Raw genomic sequence first — 20,319 nt, 5'->3', positions numbered from 1 at the left:
ACCCCCGAAAAACCACCGGCTCATATCAGAAATCACCAATAGACCACGCAGCGACCAACTCCTCGACAGACAATGCTCTTAAAGGAAACCATCAAATCCGACGGGCTGTTAGGCTAAATGAGTTGATAAATACATTATACTCATTTTGGTACAATTTATTGGTAGCGTTCATTAGCAGCAACCACCAGTGTTAGGCGTTTGATGAGCGCAATTTGCGGCATTACAAGTTGCTGGTTCATTTCCGTCGTGCATTGGAGGAGGTAGTTGAAGAGCATGGCCTTGGACAAAATCAAGGCGGAAGCTGGTGCCTGGGGACTACATCGGCTTGTCGATGCTCAATTTGATGCGCGGGGCTTGCGCGGACAGCCGTTTATCAGCGTCATCACGATGGAGCCTGCGGCAAAACCATCGCTGAGTGTAGTGAGGTGAGCGCCTCCACCGTGGAGCGTATTTACCACGATTCTCAAGAAACAACTCAATCTCCGAAGGTTCCATCGAAAAATGAAACTCATACAACGAATCGCCTACGGATTCAGAAACTTTAACAACTACCGACTGCGTGTTAGCGCCCAATGCGAATAACCATCCAACGACTAGAATAAATTAAAAAATGGCCCACTCCCCAATCTTTGGTGTAGCCCCCAAAAGATATCTTGGGAAAGTCGATAAATGATGGTGCTCAGGGCGGGACTCGAACCCGCACGTCCATAGGACACTACCCCCTCAAGATAGCGTGTCTACCAATTCCACCACCTGAGCACTTGGGAAAGAGAGCTAGCAAATGATTCCAGCCAAAAGGTTCAACTAAAAATTTCACTTTTTTGAAAAATAATGAAATCTGTGCTCGCCCCTGAATCGTTAAAACACATGAATCAGGCACGAATCCCGCTTTTTTATTGGCCAAACGATGATTACCCCTACTAACCTATGCGTGATCATCTAAATTAATTCCGGCTGCCGGCTACGCATGTCCGACTCATCAGATAAGTCCAAACCCGAGAAATCCCTGTCTCTCGATCTAAGTCAACTCCAGGATCTGTCCTTCGGTCCTGACTGGAGCGATGCTGCGCGCTCGGCGGAATCCCGCAAGAGCAAGCCAGCGCCATCCAAATCCGGCAAAGGACCGTCGCGAGATCGTCGCCCCGAGCGACCGCCTCGTCGTCGAGAATTTAGTCAGGATTCGGGACCGCGCAGCGAACAGCGAGGCGGTCCACGTGGAGAACGCCGTGGCGGCGGAGGCCCGCGCGGAGAACGTCGCGGTGGACGTCATGGTGGTGGCCAACAAGAACAACGCACGCCATTTAAGCCGACTGTCGACGTTGCGTTCTATCCGGAAGATGCCCCCTTTAAAGCGCTATGCCATGCCATGCGCTCGAACTGCCGGACTTACGAACTATTCGAAATCGCTCGCCTCATTCTGGAAAAAGCCGACCGTTTTGTCGTCGTGCTGCATCCGAAGAAGGATGAAGGCCCGCAGGAATTTTTCATCAGTGTGCCGGACGGCCTGCCCTTCACCAGCGAAGACCAAGTTTTTGCCCACGTAATGAAGCATCACCTCGACAAATTTGTGGATGTAGAAGAAGTCGAAGTGGAACCGCCCTCGGGCAACTTCCCGGTGGTTAACCGCTGTGGTTTGACTGGTGCGCTCCTCGGCCCACCAAATTACCACCGCTATCAGGCAATGATCGCGGAGCACCATGCTGTGAACGTCACCAACATGCCGTTCGAAAAGTTTGTTTCGCGCATTGAATCCGTTCGCGACGAAGAAGTCGTCCAGCAGTGGGTCGACCAAATGCGCAAGGAAACACATTACAAGCTTAAGACAGCCGACGAGCTGGTCGAAGGCTTCGACAATCTGGAATCGCTCAAGTTTTACTTGCTCAATAAGCGCAAGGCAGAAATCGTCCGCACCACGCACCAAGCACGATTCTCCGGCCAACAGGCCGAAACGCTGCCTCGTGGTCCGCTGCGCGACTCCATCTTTGGCTGGCGCGAGCAGCAGCAGCGCTTCCCGCTGGAAACCGCCAACAACCTGCGCGGTCGCCTGCGTCGCATGCACTTCACCATTTACAAGCGTGGCTCCAAGGGTGCCTCGTATGTCTGCTCGGTTAAGCGCAAGTTCCGCAACTCGCAGACACGCCTTGCTGAATCGCTACAGGAGTTGATTGATTTCATAGAAAAGCATCCGAACATCGAGGTGACTCACCTCCCGGAAAAGTATCTTGGCATCGATGTGTCCGCCAAGACTATTGAGCCGCCTCAGGAAAAGGCACCGGATATTGAATCCGTCCCCGAAGAAGAGGCCGCAAAAATAGTCGAAGCACACGAGCAAAAGCGCGCTGCCAAACAAGCGGAAGCAGCTGACACTGAAGAGAAGAAAACTGAAGAACCTCCTGCCCCCGAAACGCCAGTTGAACCCGCAAAGCCAACTGTAGAGCACCTGGAAGACCCCACACTGCGCCAGATGATGTTCGATCTGCGCTGGTTGGTCACCGAAGGTTATGTTACCGAATATGGCGACGGTCGTCTCTTTGCGCCAGCCCCCATGGAAGAACACAGCACGAAGGAAGAGGCATCCTCGAAGCCGGTTGAGTCCACTCAGGAAAAGCCATCAACTGAAACAGCTACGGCCGACACACCTGAAATCGCAAAAACAGAAGAAGCTCAGCAAAAAGCGGAACCGGAATCAGATTCTGCTGACAAACCAGAAAAAGAAGCGACTCCCAACTAATCCGCTTCCTAATTCTCATTTCCTCCTGTTTGAATGGCATATGCTGTCGTTCCGCAGGTTGCATACACATTCTTCGGTGTTTGCAGTTCAGTTAATCGTATGCAGCAAGTTGTTATACGCCACATTCCTGCATATCGATTTATTGATTCGAATCAGTGAATTCACTGGCCATCTGGTGATAACTGATTTCCTTTGCCTGTCTCGCTTGGACTCATGTTTTCCCGTAAAAGCCATCTTGATAAAGTAATTCTCCCCCTGACTTTCGGCCTGGGATTGGTTGCAGTACATGCGGAAAACCCTCTCAAGCCAGATACGATGGCCGAATCACCAATGGAGTCAGAAACGCCGGCCAATGAGCACGCATCAGCCCGCGCACTCGATGCGTTGAACATCTGGAACACTACGCAAACTGGCTATTCAGATTATCAAAGCGGCCTCGAAGCCGACATCGATATTCTACAAATAGTTCGCCAAAGCCCACTGGTAATGGATCTCGATACAGACATCGCGCCAATGCAGCTAACTTTGCGCGAGGCTATTGATTTGGCGTTGGAAAAAAACCTGGGGCTCAGCATTACTCGTTATTCTCCAGGCATCTCGCTCGATACATTGACGGTCGCCGAGGCCGCATTTGATCCTACGATCAATGCCTCATTAACTGCAGATGAAAGTGGCTCCCCCCCCTCCTCCTCTCTTTCTGGCGTATCATCAGGCCGCGCAGTGAATGCCGACCAGCAGTTTAACCTCAGCGTCGATAAGCGCTTTACTTACGGCACCGAAGTCTCTCTAGGGACACGACTCAATCGCGCCACCACCAACTCCAGCAACGCCCTGCTCAACCCAGATTATTCCACAAGACTGGGTTTGAGCTTCCGCCAGCCACTCTTGTCTGGTTTTGGCCAGACAGTCAACTTGGCGGACGTTACCAAAGCACGTATTGGCCTTCGCTCCAGTCGCTTAGAGGTTCGCCGTGAAGTGCTCGATTTAATCGCCGATGTCGAGATGGCTTATTGGAATCTTGCCGCTGCTCGTCAGCGTCAGGCGCTCTATATTTCCAATCTCCGCCTCGCAAAATCTCTGCTCGAGGAAAACCTCGAACGCGAGCGCGTTGGCCTGGCGACCCGACTGGATGTCTTGCAGGCCGAAGCGTCCCTAGCCGCTCGCAGTGAAGATGTGATTCTGGCTCAGGAAACTGCGGACAATGCAGAAGACGGTCTGCGCTCGGTGCTCGGCGTGCTGTATTCAGAGTCCCTTAACCCGCTGGCCGTGGAGCCACTACCTGAGAATGATCCTGAATTGCCAGAGTTTCGTGACAGCGTTACCGGGGCTTTATCCAGCGACATGGATAGCCAGATCCAGCTAGAGTTGATCGATCAGTTGGGTGTCGATGTCAAAGTCGCCAACAACAATACGCTTCCTGACTTGGATCTCTATGCGGGAGCCGGCGTCCTCGGGCGAGAGTCCAGCGCTGACTACTCATACAAAAGCGCCTTCGAATCCAAAGGCTATGACTGGAACGTCGGCCTGGAGTTCAGTATGCCGTGGGGCATGCGTGCACAGGAAGCCCGTTTGCGCAGCTCAGTACGCTCAGTATACCGCGCCGAAACACGTTTGGCCGAAATTCAACAAGAGCTAATGCGCCGTCTACGCCTGGCATGGCGCTCCATCGCCTCGGGCCGCGAGCGCCTGGCCACCACCCGCGCGTCCCTGCGGCTCAACGAAGAAAGCTTTGAGCAGGAACGCGCGCGCTACGACGCCGGTCTTTCCAATTTCCGCAACGTGCTGGAAGCCCAACGCGACTTCGACAACGCAAAGCTGCGTCACCTGGCCGCACTCTACGACTTACGCCAAGCCGTCGTCTTGCTCGCTCGCCTCGATGGACGCCTCCTCGCGCGCCACGGTTTCAACTGGGATGAAGTCGATGATGGGACGCAAACCCCGCCCACCCCAATTGCCCCATTGAGCGAAGAGCGCTGGCCCGCACCGGAATTTAACAGCTTCAACCAAGAGCCAGCCACGTTACCCGCCAGCTACGGAAACGTGCCCGATGCGCTGACGGAAACTTATCAAGGAATGGAAAACTAGCACATGAAAAGCCTGCCAACCATAATCATAGTTTGCCTGCTTATTGCCGGAGGCTGGTGGACCTGGACCCGACTCGAGAAAGAGTCGGAAAAGACCAAAAGCAAGCCGCTGCAAACCTCGGAGGTAACCATTGGCTCCATCGAAGATGTAGTCAATGCCGGCGGCTACGTGGAGCCCGTAATCTCCACCGAGGTGCGTTCTGAGATTACTGGCCGCATTGAAACGATCCACATCGCAGATGGCGATACTGTCGAAGCTGGCCAAATCCTCCTTGAACTGGAGAAAACCGAACGCGAAACCGAACTCGAAGAAGCCGAGCGTCTGTATGAAGCCCAGGCCCTCCGCCTCAAACAAGCCCAGCGTGACTACGCACGCCTGGAAGACCTCCGCGCCAAAAACTTTACTAATGAAAAGGATTTCCTCGACGCAAAAACCGAGCTAGGCCTCATGGAAATTGAGCTGGAGGTGCGCCGAGCTCGTTTGGAAAAAGCCAAAGACAACTTGGCCAAAACAACGATCCGCGCCCCGCATGAAGGTGTGGTTGGCAACTTTGACCTCAATCCCGGGCAAGTCATCACCGGTGCCACATCCGTCAACCAGGGAACGACTTTGATGACGATCAACGACTTGCTCAAACTACACGTACGCACTAAGGTGAACGAGTTGGACATCAACAAGATACAGAAGGCCATGAAAGCGCGTGTTGCCTTTGATGCCCTGCCGGACGAGGAGTTTGTCGGCGAAGTTTCCCAAATTTTCAGCTATGCAGAGTCAGAGGGCAATGAGCGAATTTTTCGTGTTCTAGTGACTTTCGAAGCCGGTGACGACCGCATCCGCCCCGGCATTAGCTCAACGGTGACCCTCCCCCTCAATCAGGTTGACGACGTGCCAGTAGTTATTCCGACGGCGCTCTTTAAGTCGAAAGATGGCTTCGTGGCCTACCGGCAATCCGCAGGCGACGTCTGGGAAGAAGTCGTGGTGGAGACCGGCTTGAGCGACGTCCACTTCGTTGAGGTCATCAAAGGGCTCAACGTAGGCGACAAAGTCAGCCTGACTCGCCCTGAAGAAGATAAGCCGAATGCTGATTCTTAACCTTTGGCTCGCATGGCGCTGATCGAACTCCAGGACATCCGCAAGCACTACAAGATGGGCGACGAAACCGTCAAAGCACTCGACGGGATCACGCTGAACATCGAGATAGGTTCGTATTCCGCCGTCCTGGGCCCCTCGGGATCGGGCAAGTCCACACTCATGCACTTGCTCGGATTCATGGATTTTCCGACTTCCGGTAAAATGCTGTTCGACGGCGATGACGTCTCCCGACTCAGCGCCGCCAAACGTGCCTGGTATCGGGCTAACCGTCTTGGCTTCGTCTTTCAAACATTCAACCTCCTCCCCCGCCTGAGCATTTTGGAAAACGTCCGCCTGCCACTCGACTACGCACGTAGCGACCGCAAAAAGGACGATCTGGCCAAGGAAGCGCTCGCTCGGGTGGATATGACGCACCGCATCAGCCATCGTCCGGGCCAGCTATCCGGAGGAGAGCGTCAACGCGTCGCCATTGCCCGCGCCCTTGTCAACAACCCGAAGCTCATCCTGGCTGACGAGCCCACCGGTAATCTCGACACCAAAAATGTCGAGCGCGTGATGGAGCTTTTTGATGCCCTGGTTGACGAGGGCCAAACACTAATCCTCGTCACCCACGACTTGGAAGTGGCCCAACACGCACGCTCCATCATTCTTGTGCGCGACGGGCACTTGGTCGGTGGAGAAGAAGATGGCCCCGAGGATCGTTTCCCTCACGCTGGAAAGGAACAGCAATGATGATCGCTGGCGCAGTCGTGCATGGGGTCCGCGAGATCAGCTCTCATAAATTTCGCAGCTTGCTGTCAATGATCGGCATCATCCTCGGTGTGGCCGCGCTGGTCGCGATGGTGGGTGTCGTCGAAGGTATGATGTCAGGCTTTCGCAAAACTTTTGAAGCAACCGGCGGCATCGAGAAGATGGAAATCGAGCATGCCGAGCCACCCATCGAGCAGCAGCCTTACGCGCATCGCTCACCTCGTCGCACCTTGAAGGATTATTACGCGCTACAGGCAGCCGTGCCGAATGCTCGACGTGTTTCGGCAGAAAAAAGTTTGAATTGGACTCCTTTGCAGAGCAGCACCCGGCGTGAGTGGACTCGTCTACGCGGCACTACACCCGAGACTTTTGAGATCGAGCGCTTCTACATGCGAGAAGGTGGACGTGCGATTTCAGACTGGGATGTGGAACAGAAAACCCGCGTTATGATTCTAACTGATCGAACCGCCAAACGCCTTTTTGGTAACTCTTCCGATGCAGTCGGCGAAACGATTGTTACTCGCGGAGTCGTGTTCACAATAATTGGAGTCATTGAGCCCGATGAAACAGATTCCTGGAGCCGTTCTCGATCGACCTTCATTCCGATTTCTACCGCAATCCACTACTTTGCTGAACCTGATGACGACACAATTCATGATCTCGGCGTCCAGGCAAAAAGGATGGAAGACATTCCCGACTTGAGCGATCAGATTGAGCGCACGCTGCTGGTGACTCATCGCGGCATTAAGGATTTCAACGTGGAAACACGTGAAAAGGAATTGGAGGACTTCCAAGAATTGGAGCGATCATTCGTTTATTCGTTAGGCGGCGTAGCGGCCATTACTCTGCTTGTCGGCGGTATTGGCATTGCCAACGTTATGTTGGCGTCAATTTCCCAGCGAATTCGCGAAATCGGCATTCGCAAGGCAGTTGGCGCTCGGGGCAGCGACATTTTCATCCAGTTTGTCGCCGAAGCGCTCGTCATTAGCGTGATCGGTGGCCTAATCGGTATCATTGCCAGCGTAGGGCTCGTTGAATTGCTCCGCGACTTCATTCCCGAAGACAAAGGCGATGTCGCGCTTTCGGCTAAGGCAATGGGCTGGGGCTTCATGTTCAGCGTAGTCGTTGGCTTTTTGTCAGGGGTATTTCCTGCGATCAAAGCCGCCCGCCTGCCGGTGATTGACGCCCTGCGCTACGAGTAGCGAATTAATCTTCTGCCAATGGCGGACGTGGGATTACCATTTCTTCGTAGCCTTCCGGCGGCAGAAACTCGACATCTTCGACTTGCCGCTCCACGATCTCGACAACCTCCATTTTCATAATCAAATCGTCACTACGGTTGAAGCTTTCGATGCGCAAGGCCAGCACTTGGTCCGTGCCAAAGACTTCCTCGAACTGCTCTGTCATGCTCGTAGTCAGGCCAGGCAAGCTCGCCAAGGCGTCATTCTTAACGGCTGCTGTTGCCCAGACAATGGAGTGGTTCCCACTTTCTTCAGTTAGGAGAAATTTACGCGTCGGCAGGCCGAGAAGCTCTTCTTTTCCGTCCAGGAGCTTGATATTACCCGTGAACTTAAAATCGGAACCACCCTGTTCGAGCTCCTGAACGATGTATTTCTTCGAATTACCCATGAGTATAGTCATGGTATTTTCCTGACTATCGAGGATGAACGCTCCCTGTCCTTCGGGCAGCACCTGCATTAGATAATTGCCTTTGGCTACCAGCTTGGTTTCAGACACCTTCCCGCCGTTACTATTTTTGACAAAAATATCTCCAACGAAGGAAAAAGTCGAACACGCAGATAAAACCAGGCTAAAGAAATACAGGAATTGTCTTTTCATTGTCTAAAAATGTCTCAATGCGGATTGTTCGACAGCATATTTTGAGTCAAAATTAGCGCAAGCGGCAATTATTGCGGGTGATCCACTCGAAAATGCCGCAATTATGAAATCTAGAGGCATAAAGGGGGTTGACAGCGAGTAAGCACAACGCACAACTGTTTACCTTTTTCCCGAAACGCGTATCACGCGGAGACCCAACTGATCTTACATGCAGAACTTTGCTGACCAGTGCCTGGATATGGCCCAGGCCATCCTGAGCCACAATCTGGAAGCCATCAATGAGGATGGAACCATTCGCCCGATCGACGGCGAGCATTCCCGCACGGACGAGCCGGGCCACGCCGCGCTCGCCATCGGTGAATACTACCGACTCACGAACGACACGAAATTTGGCGACTACGACCTAGTCGACCTCGTCGCGCGCACTGTTACAGCGCAGACCTTCACCGATGAAGAAGCGGAAAACGGCCTCGCCTACGCGGCTCTCGGCCTGCTTTCTTTCAGCCCGGCCAAGGAGCGTAATCCCGTTTGGGAACGCCTGCTCGAGCAGACCCAGGAAACCCTGGACAAGCGCCTGCTGCAGCGGAGCGACTACGATAACCACCTCCAATCGTTCAACATCGCCAAGGCCGTTACCCGTTTCTCGATGGGCCTCTCCAAGAAGGACGAAACCGGCAAGCTGGTGGACCGCTTCATCGAGCGCATCAAGGAAAACAGCACCGCTGGTTTCATGGATGACGAGCCGGCCAAAATCGGTGGGTGCTTCGATCTTTATGGCATTCTGAGCTTCGTGTTCATCCGCCAGTCCCTACAGTTGCACGCCAACATGCACCTGCGCGACCGCAAGCTCCCGAGCCTGCGCACGCACGCTGAGAAGTATTTGAAGATGCTCCCGGACATCGTCCGCCTCGACGGCATGGGCTGGTCCTATGGCCGCGGCATCGGTGCCTACGGCCAAATGCACTGCATTAGTCTGATTCTCCAGTCCCTTCGTGATGGGTGGATCACCGATACTGACAAGCCGAAGTACATCGACCTGCTCCGTCGCCTCTTCCAATTCTTTTTCCTGACCTACGTCGACCGCGAACATGGCTTCCTTGTCATCCGTGACGACGAGCGTACCACTGGTGACAACCACACTACGCGCATGGCCAATTTCGACGCGGCGCGTTACCTGTGTCAGTGGGCCCGTCTCGCGCGCTCTATTGGCGGCGCTATGGACGCCAAGCCTAGCACGCCCAAGCGTGTCAGCCGTTTTGTTGTTTTCGACAAGTCTCACAAGAAGGAACAGGGCCTGTTCATGTATCACGACCCGGAAAGCGGCCTACACGTGCAGATCCCGCTGATCAGCCAGGGCCGCGAACGTTTCAGCGACTCCCTCGCCTTCCCGCACGCTCCCGGCGTGATCGATTGGCCCGTCTGCAAGTATGCGCCGATCCTTCTGCCCGAGCTGACCTTCGGCGACAAGGTGATCATCCCCTCCTTCTACGGCAAGCGTTGCACCATCCGTCAGGGACTCCGCGGCGCGTTGACTTTCTCCTACGAGCAGCCAGACCTGATCACTAAGGACGAAGAATTCGTTAGCGGCCTCGGCTCCTGCAAGGTCACCTGGACCTTCACAGGCGGCAAGATGACCAGCGAATTCGTCTTCAGCGTCAAGCAGCAGGTCTCGATGGACTCTATGCGCTATGTAATTGCCCTCGGCATGCCGCATAGCCAATACCGCTCCGGCATGACCTTTACCAACGGTCCGGAAGGCCTCCGCCCCGCCGTGGTCAAGGATGACTTCCACGCGGAGTGGGACACCGAATCCGTCACTGCGGACCCGGCTTACAAGACCTACTGGGGCAAGCTCCATTACCTCCAGTCCTTGAAGCGCGACCACCCGCTGATCATGCGCCCCGGCCAGCAATACCGCCTCACGGTGGAATTCGAGCCGGACTTGGCCATGGCCGACGAATAAGCTGATTGCGGAATGTGAAGTGCGGAGTGCGGAATGGGTAGCGAAAATCTACAAATCCGAACAAAAACCTTCGCTCTCCGCATTCTCAAATTAGTTGAGGCGTTATCGGAAGGTCGCTCGAGTAGAATATTTGCCAATCAAATAGGCAGATGTGCGTGCTCGGTCGCGGCAAATTATCGAGCGGCATGTCGCGCCAAATCTAAAGCTGATTTCATAGCCAAACTTGGAATCGTTGAAGAAGAAGCCGACGAGACTCTTTTCTGGTTGGAAATGATCCGTGATGCCGAGATTATGAAAAGCGAGAAGCTAGAACCACTGATGGAAGAGGCAAATGAATTGATTGCCATAACGGTCTCCTCGATCAATACCGCTCGTGGCGGCAAACGTTAACTAAACCATCACTTAATTCCGCACTCCGCATTCCGCAATCCTCACTAAAATGCTATCAGTCAGAATCATCCCTTGCCTCGACGTCCACAATGGACGCGTCGTTAAAGGCGTCAATTTCGTCAACCTAATCGATGCAGGCGACCCTGTTGAGCAGGCGAAAGCATACGAAAAACAAGGTGCCGATGAGCTGGTGTTTCTGGATATCACCGCCTCCAGTGACGAGCGCAATATCATGCACGATGTCGTGGAGCGCACGGCCAGCGAGTGCTTCATGCCGCTTACCGTTGGTGGTGGATTGCGTAGTATTGATGATATTCGCAAGATGCTCAATGCTGGCGCGGACAAAGTCTCGCTCAACACTTCGGCCGTTAAAACACCTGAGCTGATCAAGGAAGCCTCGGATAAATTCGGCAATCAGTGCATCGTAGTCGCCATCGACGCCAAGCGTGTCGCCACGGGTAAATGGGAAGTCTTCACCCACGGTGGGCGCACCCCCACCGGCCTCGACGCGATTGAGTGGGCGCGAAAAGTCACTGAGCTCGGTGCCGGTGAAATTCTGCTGACTAGCATGGACGCCGATGGCACCAAGGATGGCTACGATTGCGAACTGACGCGCGCCGTCAGTGAAGCAGTAACAATCCCCGTCATCGCCAGTGGCGGCGCTGGCAATCTCGATCACTTGGTCGACGTGCTCAAGGAAGGCAAAGCCAGCGCAGTATTGGCGGCGTCAATTTTCCACTTCGGCACATACACCATTCGTGAGGCCAAAGAAGCATTGGAATCGGCAGAACTGCCCGTGCGCTTGTAGCGGTAAATCTGTAAGATTCCTAGCGTTCGCCGATTGCGTCGCGGCGAGAATTGCCCTTCACTACTTCGAACGATTTAGCTGAATATGCGTCCTACTGCTTTTTACGCCATCATGGCCACCGCTGCGATGGTCATTATAGTCTACGGCATTCGTCAGGCCGCAGTGATTGTAGTTCCCTTTTTATTGGCGATCTTCCTGGTAATCCTGATCGCCCCGCTCTACTTCTGGCTACAGAAAAAAGGTGCCCCGTCTTGGTTGGCACTACTCACTTTAATTTTTGGCTTGGTTGGACTTGGTTTATTTGGCGCAAATTTCTTCACGAACGCCATTAATGAGATGATCACTAACCTGCCGAAGTATCAGCGGGAGCTGTCCTTTCAAATTAACGATAGCGTGGATTGGCTGGAAGCCAAGGGCGTCAAAGTGGAAGATGACATTGTCAACCAGATCTTCGACACCAGTGCACTGTTTCGCCAGACGCGCGACTTACTTAACAAGCTCGGTGGAATTCTGTCCAATGCCTTCATCATCATCCTGATGGCCATCTTCATACTGATGGAAGCAGCCCGTCTACCGCAAAAAATCCGCAATCTTCCAGGCATGACCAACAACCGTTGGTATGACTTGGTGCGCATTGTTGAAAGTGTTCGTAAATACATGGGCATGAAGGCCGTAATGAGCACACTTACGGGAATATTGGTCACTGCGCTGCTCTACATTATGGGCGTGGATTACCCAATCTTGCTTGGTGTGCTCGCTTTCCTATTCAATTTCGTCCCGAGCATAGGCTCTATCTTTGCCTCAATTCCAGGCATTATTCTAGCGCTGATTTTACATGGCCCAGGTGAAGCGATGATCGTGACCATTGGCTACGTGGTGATCAATGTTGGCGTTAGCAATCTGCTGGAACCGCGCTATATGGGTAAGGGCCTCGGGCTTTCGCCCATGATCATCATCGTCACGTTGTTCCTCTGGGCATGGATGCTTGGCCCAATTGGCATGTTGCTATCAGTGCCACTCACTATGGCGCTAAAAGTTGCCCTGGAAGCCAGTGAGAAAACACGTGGACTCGCCTACTTGATGTCCGACACGGTCCCACCGCCTGAAGACGATTCCAAGAGCGTGTGAGCAAAAATTATTCAACGGCTGCCGATTGAACTGACTCGCTAATCGCCGCATGGACTGCTTTTAGTGCTTGGCCAATCTGAGGCCCTGGCACATTCAATAACTGCGGATCCACCACATAAATATGGCCATTTTTCACTGCCTGTAAATTCTGCCAAAACGGATCTGTTTCCAAAATTGCCGTTACATCCGCTAGAGCTTTGGCTTCGCCTTCAGGCATTGCTTGGGTTACGATGATGCAATCAGGATTGGCCTGAATTATCGCCTCTCGCGAAAGCTGGGGCCACATCGAAAGCGCGCCTTCCGCGACATTTTTAGCGCCAGCAAGTTGGATCAAATTATCGCCATAGCTTCTCGGCCCAGCTACGTATTCTAGCGTCGGACTCAGCGCCAGCAATACACTCGGTTTAGTGTTACGCCCAGCAACAGCCCCCACTACAGCAGCGCGTTCATCCTCCAAATCAGCAATTATCGACTGTGCTTCAGCAGCGTGATCCATAGCCTCGCCAAGCAATGCGCCATCCAGCAAAATACCCTCGAAGCCATCGTTATTCAGCACGAGGACTGTCTGCCCAAAGGCACGCAACTTGGCAACATGCTGCGGATCCATAATGTCGGCCGTGATGATGAGATCAGCGTTCGCACCAACGACTACTTCAAAGTTGGGTGCCGGATAGGTGTCGTAGCGGACAATATCTTGATGCGCGTCACTGAGTTCACAAAACTTAGTCGCTCCAATCAATTTGGACTCCAACCCAATGCAACGCATCCACTGCGTAGTGCTTGGCGCAAGGCTAATCACCCGCTCAGGCTTCTTTTTGATGACTACTTCCGCGCCGCGACCATCCTTTAGCTGCTTGGGGTAACTCGTTGTGCCGGCCGACTGATAGCCTTTCTTGCTTTCAAAATCCGACTCTGCAATCGGGTCTATCATTACGGATACCGTCTGCCCAACACGCAGTTTGATGTCCTCCGGCAAATTGAGCGGCTTGATGCGCACCGGGAACCTCTGCGCCAAGCGCACCCAGTCCACCGTCGGTTGAACCACCGGAAGCTGCGTCGTGGAGTTACTAGCGCCGTCCTCCCGATAAATGCCCCAGCTAATGCTCTCCACCTCGCCATGAAAGGGTTCGAAGAAATCTCCCATCATCACAATACGAACGCGATCCCCGGGCTTGATTGTCTGTAAATCGGTTTCCCGGAAATAGGCGGAGATCCAAAATGAGCTCGCGTCGACCAACGCCATGAGCGGTTGCCCAGTGGTCACATATGAGCCCGTGGTTACTTCGAGGTTAGTGATGTAGCCACTAACCGGCGCATTGACCCTAGTGTAGCTCAAATTTAAGCGCGCCAGCTCCAGCTGTGCCTCATCGACAGCGATATCCGCCACGGCTTCCAAATACCGTGCCTCGAAGTCCTGAAATGTTTCCAGAGAAATTAATTTCTGCGACACCAGATCACGTCTACGATCAACCTCAAGTTTCAAGTTTGCCGCCACGGTTTTGGATTTTTCCAATGCCGCTTCCGCTCGACGAACTGCCTTTTCGTAGTCGGTGGGATCAATTTCAAACAAGGGCGTGCCCTCGTCGACCCACTGATTGTCTCTCACGTAGACGTTGACTATCGGACCATCCACTCGCGCGGCAATGCCCACCACGTAGGCGCGCACTTGCCCATCACGCGTCCATGGATGAGATTCGTATAGCTGATAAAAGCGCCACGCCAATGCCCCCGCGGCCACCACCGCAAGCAACGTCAGCACAACTTTAAGCAAACCCTTCATCAGCGAGGAAACAGGAGTAAGCCAAGGCCGGCGCTACAGCCAACCATCATGGCAAAGAGAAAAAGAGGTGGATGCCAAACAAAGCGCGTCAGTCCAAGACGATCCATTGCCCAAGCCAATGCCCATGCCAGCATGAACCCCAAAGTTACTATGAAAAATGAAAACGGCACGTAGAACCCCAGAACATCCAGCTCTGGATTCAGCGAGATATCGGGAAGCAGCGCCATGACGGAGCCCCCCACCCTCCCTTGGATGGTTTCATCGAAAAATGTGCCGAGCATCCGAATCATCAACGCCTTATGATTGCAAAGATTTCGCAGCTAAAGACAATCCTGATTAATCCACTTCTGCGCGCCATGCTTTCGGCCAACCAACTGCGACTGCTCACCTCCTTCAAGACTGCCTTGGCTGTTGTGATTGCATTGGGCATCGCAATGAAGTTGAACTGGGAACGTCCCTATTGGACAGGCATCACGGTTTTCATTACTTTTCTGCCCTACGTTGGCGCAGCGTTTGAGAAATCCGTCTTGCGCGTATTGGGCACAATCACGGCTGGCTTCATTGCCTACCTACTCACCGGCTGGTTTGAGCAAGATCAGTTAATGATGACCATTTCGCTATTCGTTATCCTTGGGATTTTCGGCTACGGCGGAACGGGCAAGGTTTACCCCTATTTCTTCATCTTGGGTGGCATCACCCTGTGCATCATTCTGGGCACAACCATTGTCTATCCGGACGCTCTTTGGTATTTGGTGTTGTTCCGCACGTTGGAGGTCTGCCTGGGCGTAGTCGTTGCACTGACCGTCAACAACCTGATTTTTCCACAGAAAGCGTCCAATGCATTTCGTAATAAGGCCTCCACTACCTTGGAGAGCTGTGACACGCTCCTTGGCCATGCCATCGCCAAATATCAAACGAACACTCCGCTCCCGGACAACGTTGAAGCGCAGACTAAACTCATTGCTGCAGATTTTTCTGCATTGATGAATCTCTTTCACTCCGCCTTGCGCGACAGCAGTCGTATTCTGCATCACCAACATGCGATGGAAGAGCTCTTGCGCGAAATGCGTCAAATCTATGTAGCAATCGTAACCGTGTTGCGCGCAGCGAGCAGTGATTTCCCGAAAGAGCTTCAGCATGAACTTCAAGCAGAGCTCGACGGATATGTTAGCGCTATTCAGTCTGACTTGTCGCAAATTATTGAAGACTTGCGCCAAGACCGCCCTGCCCGACGCTTAACGAAACTTCATGATGCACGGGAAACTTTGCGGGACAAAGTTAATGCCCTTCGCGCCGAAGGCATCTCATATCAATATGCTGTCGACGACGCTATAAACTTCTACGCCTACCTGGGAGACTTAACCGCCCTGCACGACTCGATGATCCGCCTGGTGCAGGCCGACCGTGCGCTTTATCGCGACGCCTCTGCCCGCGAACTCCCCCCGCGTATCCGCCCAAAGCCTAATGGCTGGAAGCCAGACGCTCTACGCCTCAGACACGCTATCAAGGTCGGTATTGCATGTATTATCGCACTCTATGCCTATCTCTGGCTACAGTGGCCGTCTGGGGTGACGTCGTTCCTGACTTGTTCAATCGTCATGCAAGTTTCGGCGGTGGCGAGTAATCAGAAGTCTATGCTCAGGTTGGGCGGTTGCTTGTTGGGTGGAATTTTCGGCGCTTTCACCCTCACGTTTATCGAACCCAATTTTGCCACATATTACACTTACTGCGTGCCGCTGTTCTTCATTTTCGCGTTTTTCTCATGGATCAACAACGGCCCGGTAAAATACGCCTATGCGGGCTTTCAGGCCCAACTCGCATTTTTACTAATGACCTCAATCTCCGCCGAGCAAAGCATAGACTTAGCCGCTGGCGTAGATCGATTTCTGGGTATACTCCTGGGCGTATTCATTGCCGCATTGGTGCACCGGATAATTTGGCCCGTACTGCCTGAAAAGGAATTCGCTCGTGAGCTTCGACAGTTTTTCAACCGTGCTCGCTGCTTCATGCTCGAGCAGGATGATCGCATAGCAAGCGAACAATCTGATGCTACGGGACGCGCCCAAGAAAAGGACTTGGCGAGGATTGAGGTCATTCCCGCAAAGTCATTTGATTGGCTGAGCCAGATTGGTTTCCGCGACAATGAATCAAAGGATCACGCGACACTCATGCAGATTTACCTCCATGTGCAGGCGATTTCCTTCGCGCTGCGAGGGATGTCTCAAGCCAATGCTCGCAACCTGAATCGCGAAACACTAGATCTGCTTCGACCTCAACTCAAAGCGATGGATCACGCCTTGGCCGATGTATTGCAACGTTGCGAGCTGTCATTTCAAACAAACGCCCCAATTGCAGGCTCCGATTATTTCAAAACCGCACGCATTGAGATGGAAAAGCAACTGACAAAACTCCTGCGCGTCGATCGCGCCACGCGTAAACTGAGCAATGAAGAACTCGGTGCATTTCTCAGCTTGGTGAGACGCTACCGCGAAGCCGGCGAATACATCAATGCCTGCGAGCAGGAAATCCGCAAACTGAACTTTGAAGTACTGAAACGCAGCGCGTTTTTCTAGTAAGCGGACTGCCCCCTAAACCAGGCCTCTGCGGCAGCTTTGTCTTCACCAATTTGCTGACGCAACGCATCCAGCGATAAAAACTTTTGTTCGGGCCGCATGAAGTGCTCCCATTCGACCATCAGACGGTCGCCAGTTTTTAACTTTGTATCGCAGAGTATGTGCGCTTCCAACAACGGCTCGGCATCAGCATTTTCTACAGTGGGACGCACTCCATAATTCGCTACGGCGTTTTCCCAAGGAGCTGTCTCGTCGTTCGCAGAGCGCACACGAACCGCATAAACGCCAAACTTAGGCTTACGTTCCGGATTCCAACGCAAATTGAGTGTGGGGAAGCCAAGCGTGCGCCCCAACTGCCGACCGGGAATACTCTTACCCAGCGAAAAATACGTATAACCGAGCAGCTCGTTGACTTCATCAATTCGCCCTTCCTCCAACTCCTGTCGAATGCGCGTGCTACTGATCGGCTCGCCATTATGTTTGATGCGCTCGACGCTAAACACTCCAATGCGCAGGGGTTGGCAAGCGGCAATCAGCGACGTGATGTCGCCCAATCGACCTTTACCGAAACGAAAGTTTTCGCCGATATGCAGCGACCTAAGCGTCGGCAAATGCCTGCGTAGCATTGCCGGAAAATCCTCGGCGACCACACTTGCGAACTCCTTGCTGAAGCGCTGAAAAATCATCAATTCCACACCACGTTCGCTGAGCAAGTGCTCTTTGACCGAACGCGGCTGTAGCAAGCGAGTGGGATTATCCGGACGAAACAGCGTGCTTGGATGCGGATCAAAAGTCAGCACTCCGGCATAGCCACCCGTGCGACGGGCGGAGTGCACTGCCGACTCAATAACTGCTTGGTGGCCCAAGTGGACACCATCGAACATGCCCAAAGCCAAGTGTAGCGAGCCGGCAACCTTTGCTTGTTCCAAGGACTCAACAATGATTGCCACTCGCGTCACCTGTCGTTGGGGTTCGGGTTTACAGCACGTGACTCGGCACCGCTTGGTAAACCGGAATTAGACGGCGGCGAATTTCAATTGTGGTCAGCTCTTCGAACTTCTCCAGCGGTGTGCATTGGGCGATCTTAAAGCTGCCGCTCAACGTGCGGCGGAGCTCTTTCAAATGTGCCCCGCAGCCAATTTTCTGGCCAATGTCATGCGCCAAAGTGCGGATGTAAGTCCCCTTGCTGCAAGCGACTTCAAAGCTGACTTCCGGCAGCGCAAAGTTGCTTAGCTCCAGACGAGAAATACGGATAAAGCGCGGCTCTCGCTCCACTTCCTTACCCTTGCGAGCGAGCTTGTAAAGAGGCACGCCATCGATTTTCTTTGCCGAAAACATAGGCGGCGTTTGGTATTGATCGCCGACGAACTCCGCCAACACATCCTTCACCGCGTCTTCAGTCAGGTCTGGCACATCACGTGTTTCCATGACTTCGCCTTCGCAGTCGTAAGTATTGGTAATCTCACCCAGTTTCATGACTCCGGTGTATTCCTTGTCGAGCGACATGAGGTATTGCGACACCTTCGTGGCTTTGCCGACGAGAATAATCAGGAGGCCGGTGGCGTTCGGGTCGAGTGTGCCAGCGTGGCCGACCTTCTTCATTTTTAGCTTACGACGAACGCGATCCACCACGTCATGCGAGGTGCAGCCCACGGGCTTATCGATCAGCAATACGCCTTCGAAATCTGTTGTGCTTTGAGACATTGGGTTTTCTGAGGAATGGGTTATTCAGGCGACTATGGCAGGAATGTCCAGTGAAAGCGTTATGCTTTCACCGGCGCAACTTCAGCCAGGTGCTCTTCCAGCTTGGCCACGATTTCCAGGTAAAATTTCTCTATAGTGGAATCGACATTAAAACCAGCTGCTGTGGCATGACCACCTCCACCAAAACACTTAGCAACTTGATCCACACGATAGTTTGCATCCTTCGCGCGAAGGCTGCCCTTGAGCATGCCGTCTTCGTATTCTTCAAGCAAGAGGCCTATCTCCACGCCAGCAATGTCGCGTGCATAGTCGACAAAGCCTTCGGCTTCCTCGCGCCAGGCACCGGTGTCTTGATAGGCCTTCAGTGGTAAGCGTCCGATGCAGATCCTGCCGCCAATCTCCAAGCGCAGGGAGGCGAGGAAACGCTGGAGCAACGCCAGTTTGTTAAAACGCTCGTTTTCAAATAGATGACGCGCCGCTTCGTTAGGCGATGCGCCGCAGTCCATGAGCTGTGAGCAGATTTTAAATACCTTTTCCGTGGTCGACGGAAAACGGAACTGCCCCGTGTCAGTGGCAATGCCGACATAAAGCGCCTGAGCGGTGACCACATCCACCGGCAAATCGAAGTCGAAAAACAAACCGGCCAAAACCTCTGCGGTTGCTGCGCTTTGCGGCTCAATAATGTTGAGCTGCGCATACGCCGGGTTCGAGATGTGATGGTCGATGTTCGCGTAGGACTGCGGAAAAATATCGATCAGCTTCTGCGAGACACGTATCGGGTCAGCACAATCCACGTTGATCGCAATATGGTCGTTATTCGTGAACTCGTCCCATAGCTGGAATGGAGTATCCTGCACAATAGGCTGAATATCGCGTGGCACGCTATGCCGATTCACGGACACAGCATCAACGCCTATAGCGCACAATACGCGGGTCAAAGCCACCTGTGAACCAATGCAATCGCCATCTGGTCGCATATGTCCAAGCACGGCAACGCGCCGATCCTTCACCGTAGCAAGTAGCTCAGCGAAGGCTTCTTTCTGCTCAGGATAATACATCAGCGCTGCATTTCGCCCTCGTCGGATTCATCATCGATTTCTTCTAGTAAGTCCAACACCCGCACGCCGCGGGCGATGGAATCATCGAATTTGAATTGCAACTTGGGCAGGTATTTTAAGACCACCGTCTTGGAAAGAAATTGCCGAATGTTCTTATGCTCCTTGTTAAAAAGCGACTCCGCCGCCTGAACCGCCGTCTGATCACCGATCACCGAATAATAAATCCGTGCATTGCGGAGGTCAGGTGATACATCCACCTCGGTAATAGTAATGCCCACCGCGCGCTCACGATAATTCGTGTGCAACACGGTGCTGATCTCGCGCTTCACGAGCTCATTGACTCTGACACTACGGGAGGACATTTCGTAAGATTAATAAGAGTTTAATGAAAAAGAAATGAGTAAAAATAGTGTGTAGA

17 protein-coding genes, 1 tRNA gene and 1 pseudogene are annotated in these 20,319 nt (G+C 53.2%); 11 read left to right on the top strand and 8 right to left on the bottom strand.

Going from position 1 to position 20,319, the window contains the following annotated elements; genetic code table 11:
- Positions 1-457: 457 nt before the first annotated feature.
- A pseudogene (locus RBB62_RS13965) lies at positions 458-582 on the top strand (transposase); the annotation flags it as partial.
- 91 nt (positions 583-673) lie between these two features.
- Here RBB62_RS13965 and RBB62_RS13960 read toward each other — a convergent pair.
- Positions 674-759 (bottom strand) — tRNA-Leu (locus RBB62_RS13960).
- A gap of 208 nt (positions 760-967) precedes the next feature.
- On the opposite strand from RBB62_RS13960, the gene RBB62_RS13955 reads away from it, so the two are divergent.
- The 5 genes from RBB62_RS13955 (at position 968) to RBB62_RS13935 (ending at position 7,860) form a co-directional block, all read left to right on the top strand.
- Positions 968-2,731: a hypothetical protein gene (locus RBB62_RS13955; RefSeq protein WP_309399567.1), complete on the top strand. Its 1,764-nt coding sequence runs from the start codon at positions 968-970 to the stop codon at positions 2,729-2,731.
- A gap of 315 nt (positions 2,732-3,046) precedes the next feature.
- Complete coding sequence (locus RBB62_RS13950; protein ID WP_309399565.1) at positions 3,047-4,816, top strand: TolC family protein; 1,770 nt, start codon at positions 3,047-3,049, stop codon at positions 4,814-4,816.
- A 3-nt stretch (positions 4,817-4,819) separates the two neighbouring features.
- Entirely contained in the window at positions 4,820-5,908 is a 1,089-nt protein-coding gene (locus tag RBB62_RS13945; RefSeq protein WP_309399563.1) for an efflux RND transporter periplasmic adaptor subunit, read from the top strand.
- 12 nt (positions 5,909-5,920) lie between these two features.
- Positions 5,921-6,640 carry an ABC transporter ATP-binding protein gene (locus RBB62_RS13940; RefSeq protein WP_309399561.1) on the top strand — a complete coding sequence of 240 codons (720 nt, stop codon included), beginning with the start codon at positions 5,921-5,923 and terminating at the stop codon, positions 6,638-6,640.
- Positions 6,637-7,860 (top strand): ABC transporter permease, encoded by a 1,224-nt coding sequence (locus RBB62_RS13935; RefSeq protein WP_309399560.1) that lies wholly within the window; start codon positions 6,637-6,639, stop codon positions 7,858-7,860. Before RBB62_RS13940 ends, RBB62_RS13935 begins: the two co-directional genes overlap by 4 nt.
- Positions 7,861-7,864: 4 nt before the next feature.
- Here the strand turns inward: RBB62_RS13935 and RBB62_RS13930 are convergent, their stop codons facing one another.
- Entirely contained in the window at positions 7,865-8,497 is a 633-nt protein-coding gene (locus tag RBB62_RS13930; protein ID WP_309399559.1) for a DUF4412 domain-containing protein, read from the bottom strand.
- Positions 8,498-8,705: 208 nt separating this feature from the next.
- On the opposite strand from RBB62_RS13930, the gene RBB62_RS13925 reads away from it, so the two are divergent.
- The 4 genes from RBB62_RS13925 to RBB62_RS13910 all read left to right on the top strand — a co-directional run bounded on the left by RBB62_RS13925 (position 8,706) and on the right by RBB62_RS13910 (position 12,786).
- Complete coding sequence (locus RBB62_RS13925) at positions 8,706-10,460, top strand: hypothetical protein (protein ID WP_309399558.1); 1,755 nt, start codon at positions 8,706-8,708, stop codon at positions 10,458-10,460.
- Between the two features lie 33 nt (positions 10,461-10,493).
- Positions 10,494-10,850 (top strand): four helix bundle protein, encoded by a 357-nt coding sequence (locus tag RBB62_RS13920; protein ID WP_309399557.1) that lies wholly within the window; start codon positions 10,494-10,496, stop codon positions 10,848-10,850.
- Between the two features lie 49 nt (positions 10,851-10,899).
- Complete coding sequence (gene hisF / locus RBB62_RS13915; RefSeq protein ID WP_309399556.1) at positions 10,900-11,658, top strand: imidazole glycerol phosphate synthase subunit HisF; 759 nt, start codon at positions 10,900-10,902, stop codon at positions 11,656-11,658.
- Positions 11,659-11,742: 84 nt separating this feature from the next.
- Complete coding sequence (locus RBB62_RS13910) at positions 11,743-12,786, top strand: AI-2E family transporter (protein WP_309399555.1); 1,044 nt, start codon at positions 11,743-11,745, stop codon at positions 12,784-12,786.
- A gap of 7 nt (positions 12,787-12,793) precedes the next feature.
- Here the strand turns inward: RBB62_RS13910 and RBB62_RS13905 are convergent, their stop codons facing one another.
- Together RBB62_RS13905 and RBB62_RS13900 are read right to left on the bottom strand one after the other, a co-directional pair.
- Complete coding sequence (locus RBB62_RS13905) at positions 12,794-14,566, bottom strand: efflux RND transporter periplasmic adaptor subunit (RefSeq protein ID WP_309399554.1); 1,773 nt, start codon at positions 14,564-14,566, stop codon at positions 12,794-12,796.
- Positions 14,566-14,847, bottom strand: a complete 282-nt coding sequence (locus RBB62_RS13900) for a DUF1656 domain-containing protein (protein ID WP_309399553.1) — start codon at positions 14,845-14,847, stop codon at positions 14,566-14,568. The genes RBB62_RS13905 and RBB62_RS13900 overlap by 1 nt, the downstream gene beginning before the upstream one ends.
- Positions 14,848-14,865: 18 nt before the next feature.
- Between RBB62_RS13900 and RBB62_RS13895 the strand changes: the two genes are divergently transcribed.
- Complete coding sequence (locus RBB62_RS13895) at positions 14,866-17,139, top strand: FUSC family protein (RefSeq protein WP_309399552.1); 2,274 nt, start codon at positions 14,866-14,868, stop codon at positions 17,137-17,139.
- Here the strand turns inward: RBB62_RS13895 and ribF are convergent.
- The 4 genes from ribF to rbfA are packed head-to-tail and all read right to left on the bottom strand — an operon-like array spanning position 17,136 to position 20,263.
- Positions 17,136-18,068 (bottom strand): riboflavin biosynthesis protein RibF, encoded by a 933-nt coding sequence (gene ribF, locus RBB62_RS13890; RefSeq protein WP_309399551.1) that lies wholly within the window; start codon positions 18,066-18,068, stop codon positions 17,136-17,138. The genes RBB62_RS13895 and ribF overlap by 4 nt on opposite strands.
- A 49-nt stretch (positions 18,069-18,117) precedes the next feature.
- Complete coding sequence (gene truB / locus RBB62_RS13885; protein WP_309399549.1) at positions 18,118-18,843, bottom strand: tRNA pseudouridine(55) synthase TruB; 726 nt, start codon at positions 18,841-18,843, stop codon at positions 18,118-18,120.
- A 59-nt stretch (positions 18,844-18,902) separates the two neighbouring features.
- The gene (locus RBB62_RS13880) at positions 18,903-19,901 is read right to left on the bottom strand and encodes a DHH family phosphoesterase (protein ID WP_309399548.1); all 999 of its coding nucleotides are present in this window, start codon (positions 19,899-19,901) and stop codon (positions 18,903-18,905) included.
- Positions 19,901-20,263: a 30S ribosome-binding factor RbfA gene (gene rbfA / locus RBB62_RS13875; protein ID WP_309399546.1), complete on the bottom strand. Its 363-nt coding sequence runs from the start codon at positions 20,261-20,263 to the stop codon at positions 19,901-19,903. The genes RBB62_RS13880 and rbfA overlap by 1 nt, the downstream gene beginning before the upstream one ends.
- Positions 20,264-20,319: the final 56 nt, after the last annotated feature.

The organism is Cerasicoccus maritimus (assembly GCA_031296935.1).
Taxonomy (GTDB): domain Bacteria; phylum Verrucomicrobiota; class Verrucomicrobiia; order Opitutales; family Cerasicoccaceae; genus Cerasicoccus; species Cerasicoccus maritimus.
Note: the sequence above shows the minus strand (reverse complement) of the source record. Positions and strands in the feature narration are given on the sequence as shown.

What these genes read in the sequence shown, in the direction of transcription:
- RBB62_RS13950 (WP_309399565.1), top strand. Translation starts at nt 3,047, where the DNA reads ATGGCCGAATCACCAATGGAGTCAGAAACGCCGGCCAATGAGCACGCA.
- RBB62_RS13925 (WP_309399558.1), top strand. Translation starts at nt 8,706, where the DNA reads ATGCAGAACTTTGCTGACCAGTGCCTGGATATGGCCCAGGCCATCCTG.
- RBB62_RS13940 (WP_309399561.1), top strand. Translation starts at nt 5,921, where the DNA reads ATGGCGCTGATCGAACTCCAGGACATCCGCAAGCACTACAAGATGGGC.
- RBB62_RS13945 (WP_309399563.1), top strand. Translation starts at nt 4,820, where the DNA reads ATGAAAAGCCTGCCAACCATAATCATAGTTTGCCTGCTTATTGCCGGA.
- RBB62_RS13920 (WP_309399557.1), top strand. Translation starts at nt 10,494, where the DNA reads ATGGGTAGCGAAAATCTACAAATCCGAACAAAAACCTTCGCTCTCCGC.
- RBB62_RS13935 (WP_309399560.1), top strand. Translation starts at nt 6,637, where the DNA reads ATGATGATCGCTGGCGCAGTCGTGCATGGGGTCCGCGAGATCAGCTCT.
- RBB62_RS13900 (WP_309399553.1), bottom strand. Translation starts at nt 14,847, where the DNA reads ATGCTCGGCACATTTTTCGATGAAACCATCCAAGGGAGGGTGGGGGGC.
- RBB62_RS13930 (WP_309399559.1), bottom strand. Translation starts at nt 8,497, where the DNA reads ATGAAAAGACAATTCCTGTATTTCTTTAGCCTGGTTTTATCTGCGTGT.
- RBB62_RS13880 (WP_309399548.1), bottom strand. Translation starts at nt 19,901, where the DNA reads ATGTATTATCCTGAGCAGAAAGAAGCCTTCGCTGAGCTACTTGCTACG.
- RBB62_RS13905 (WP_309399554.1), bottom strand. Translation starts at nt 14,566, where the DNA reads ATGAAGGGTTTGCTTAAAGTTGTGCTGACGTTGCTTGCGGTGGTGGCC.
- RBB62_RS13895 (WP_309399552.1), top strand. Translation starts at nt 14,866, where the DNA reads ATGATTGCAAAGATTTCGCAGCTAAAGACAATCCTGATTAATCCACTT.
- RBB62_RS13910 (WP_309399555.1), top strand. Translation starts at nt 11,743, where the DNA reads ATGCGTCCTACTGCTTTTTACGCCATCATGGCCACCGCTGCGATGGTC.
- rbfA (WP_309399546.1), bottom strand. Translation starts at nt 20,263, where the DNA reads ATGTCCTCCCGTAGTGTCAGAGTCAATGAGCTCGTGAAGCGCGAGATC.
- RBB62_RS13955 (WP_309399567.1), top strand. Translation starts at nt 968, where the DNA reads ATGTCCGACTCATCAGATAAGTCCAAACCCGAGAAATCCCTGTCTCTC.
- truB (WP_309399549.1), bottom strand. Translation starts at nt 18,843, where the DNA reads ATGTCTCAAAGCACAACAGATTTCGAAGGCGTATTGCTGATCGATAAG.
- hisF (WP_309399556.1), top strand. Translation starts at nt 10,900, where the DNA reads ATGCTATCAGTCAGAATCATCCCTTGCCTCGACGTCCACAATGGACGC.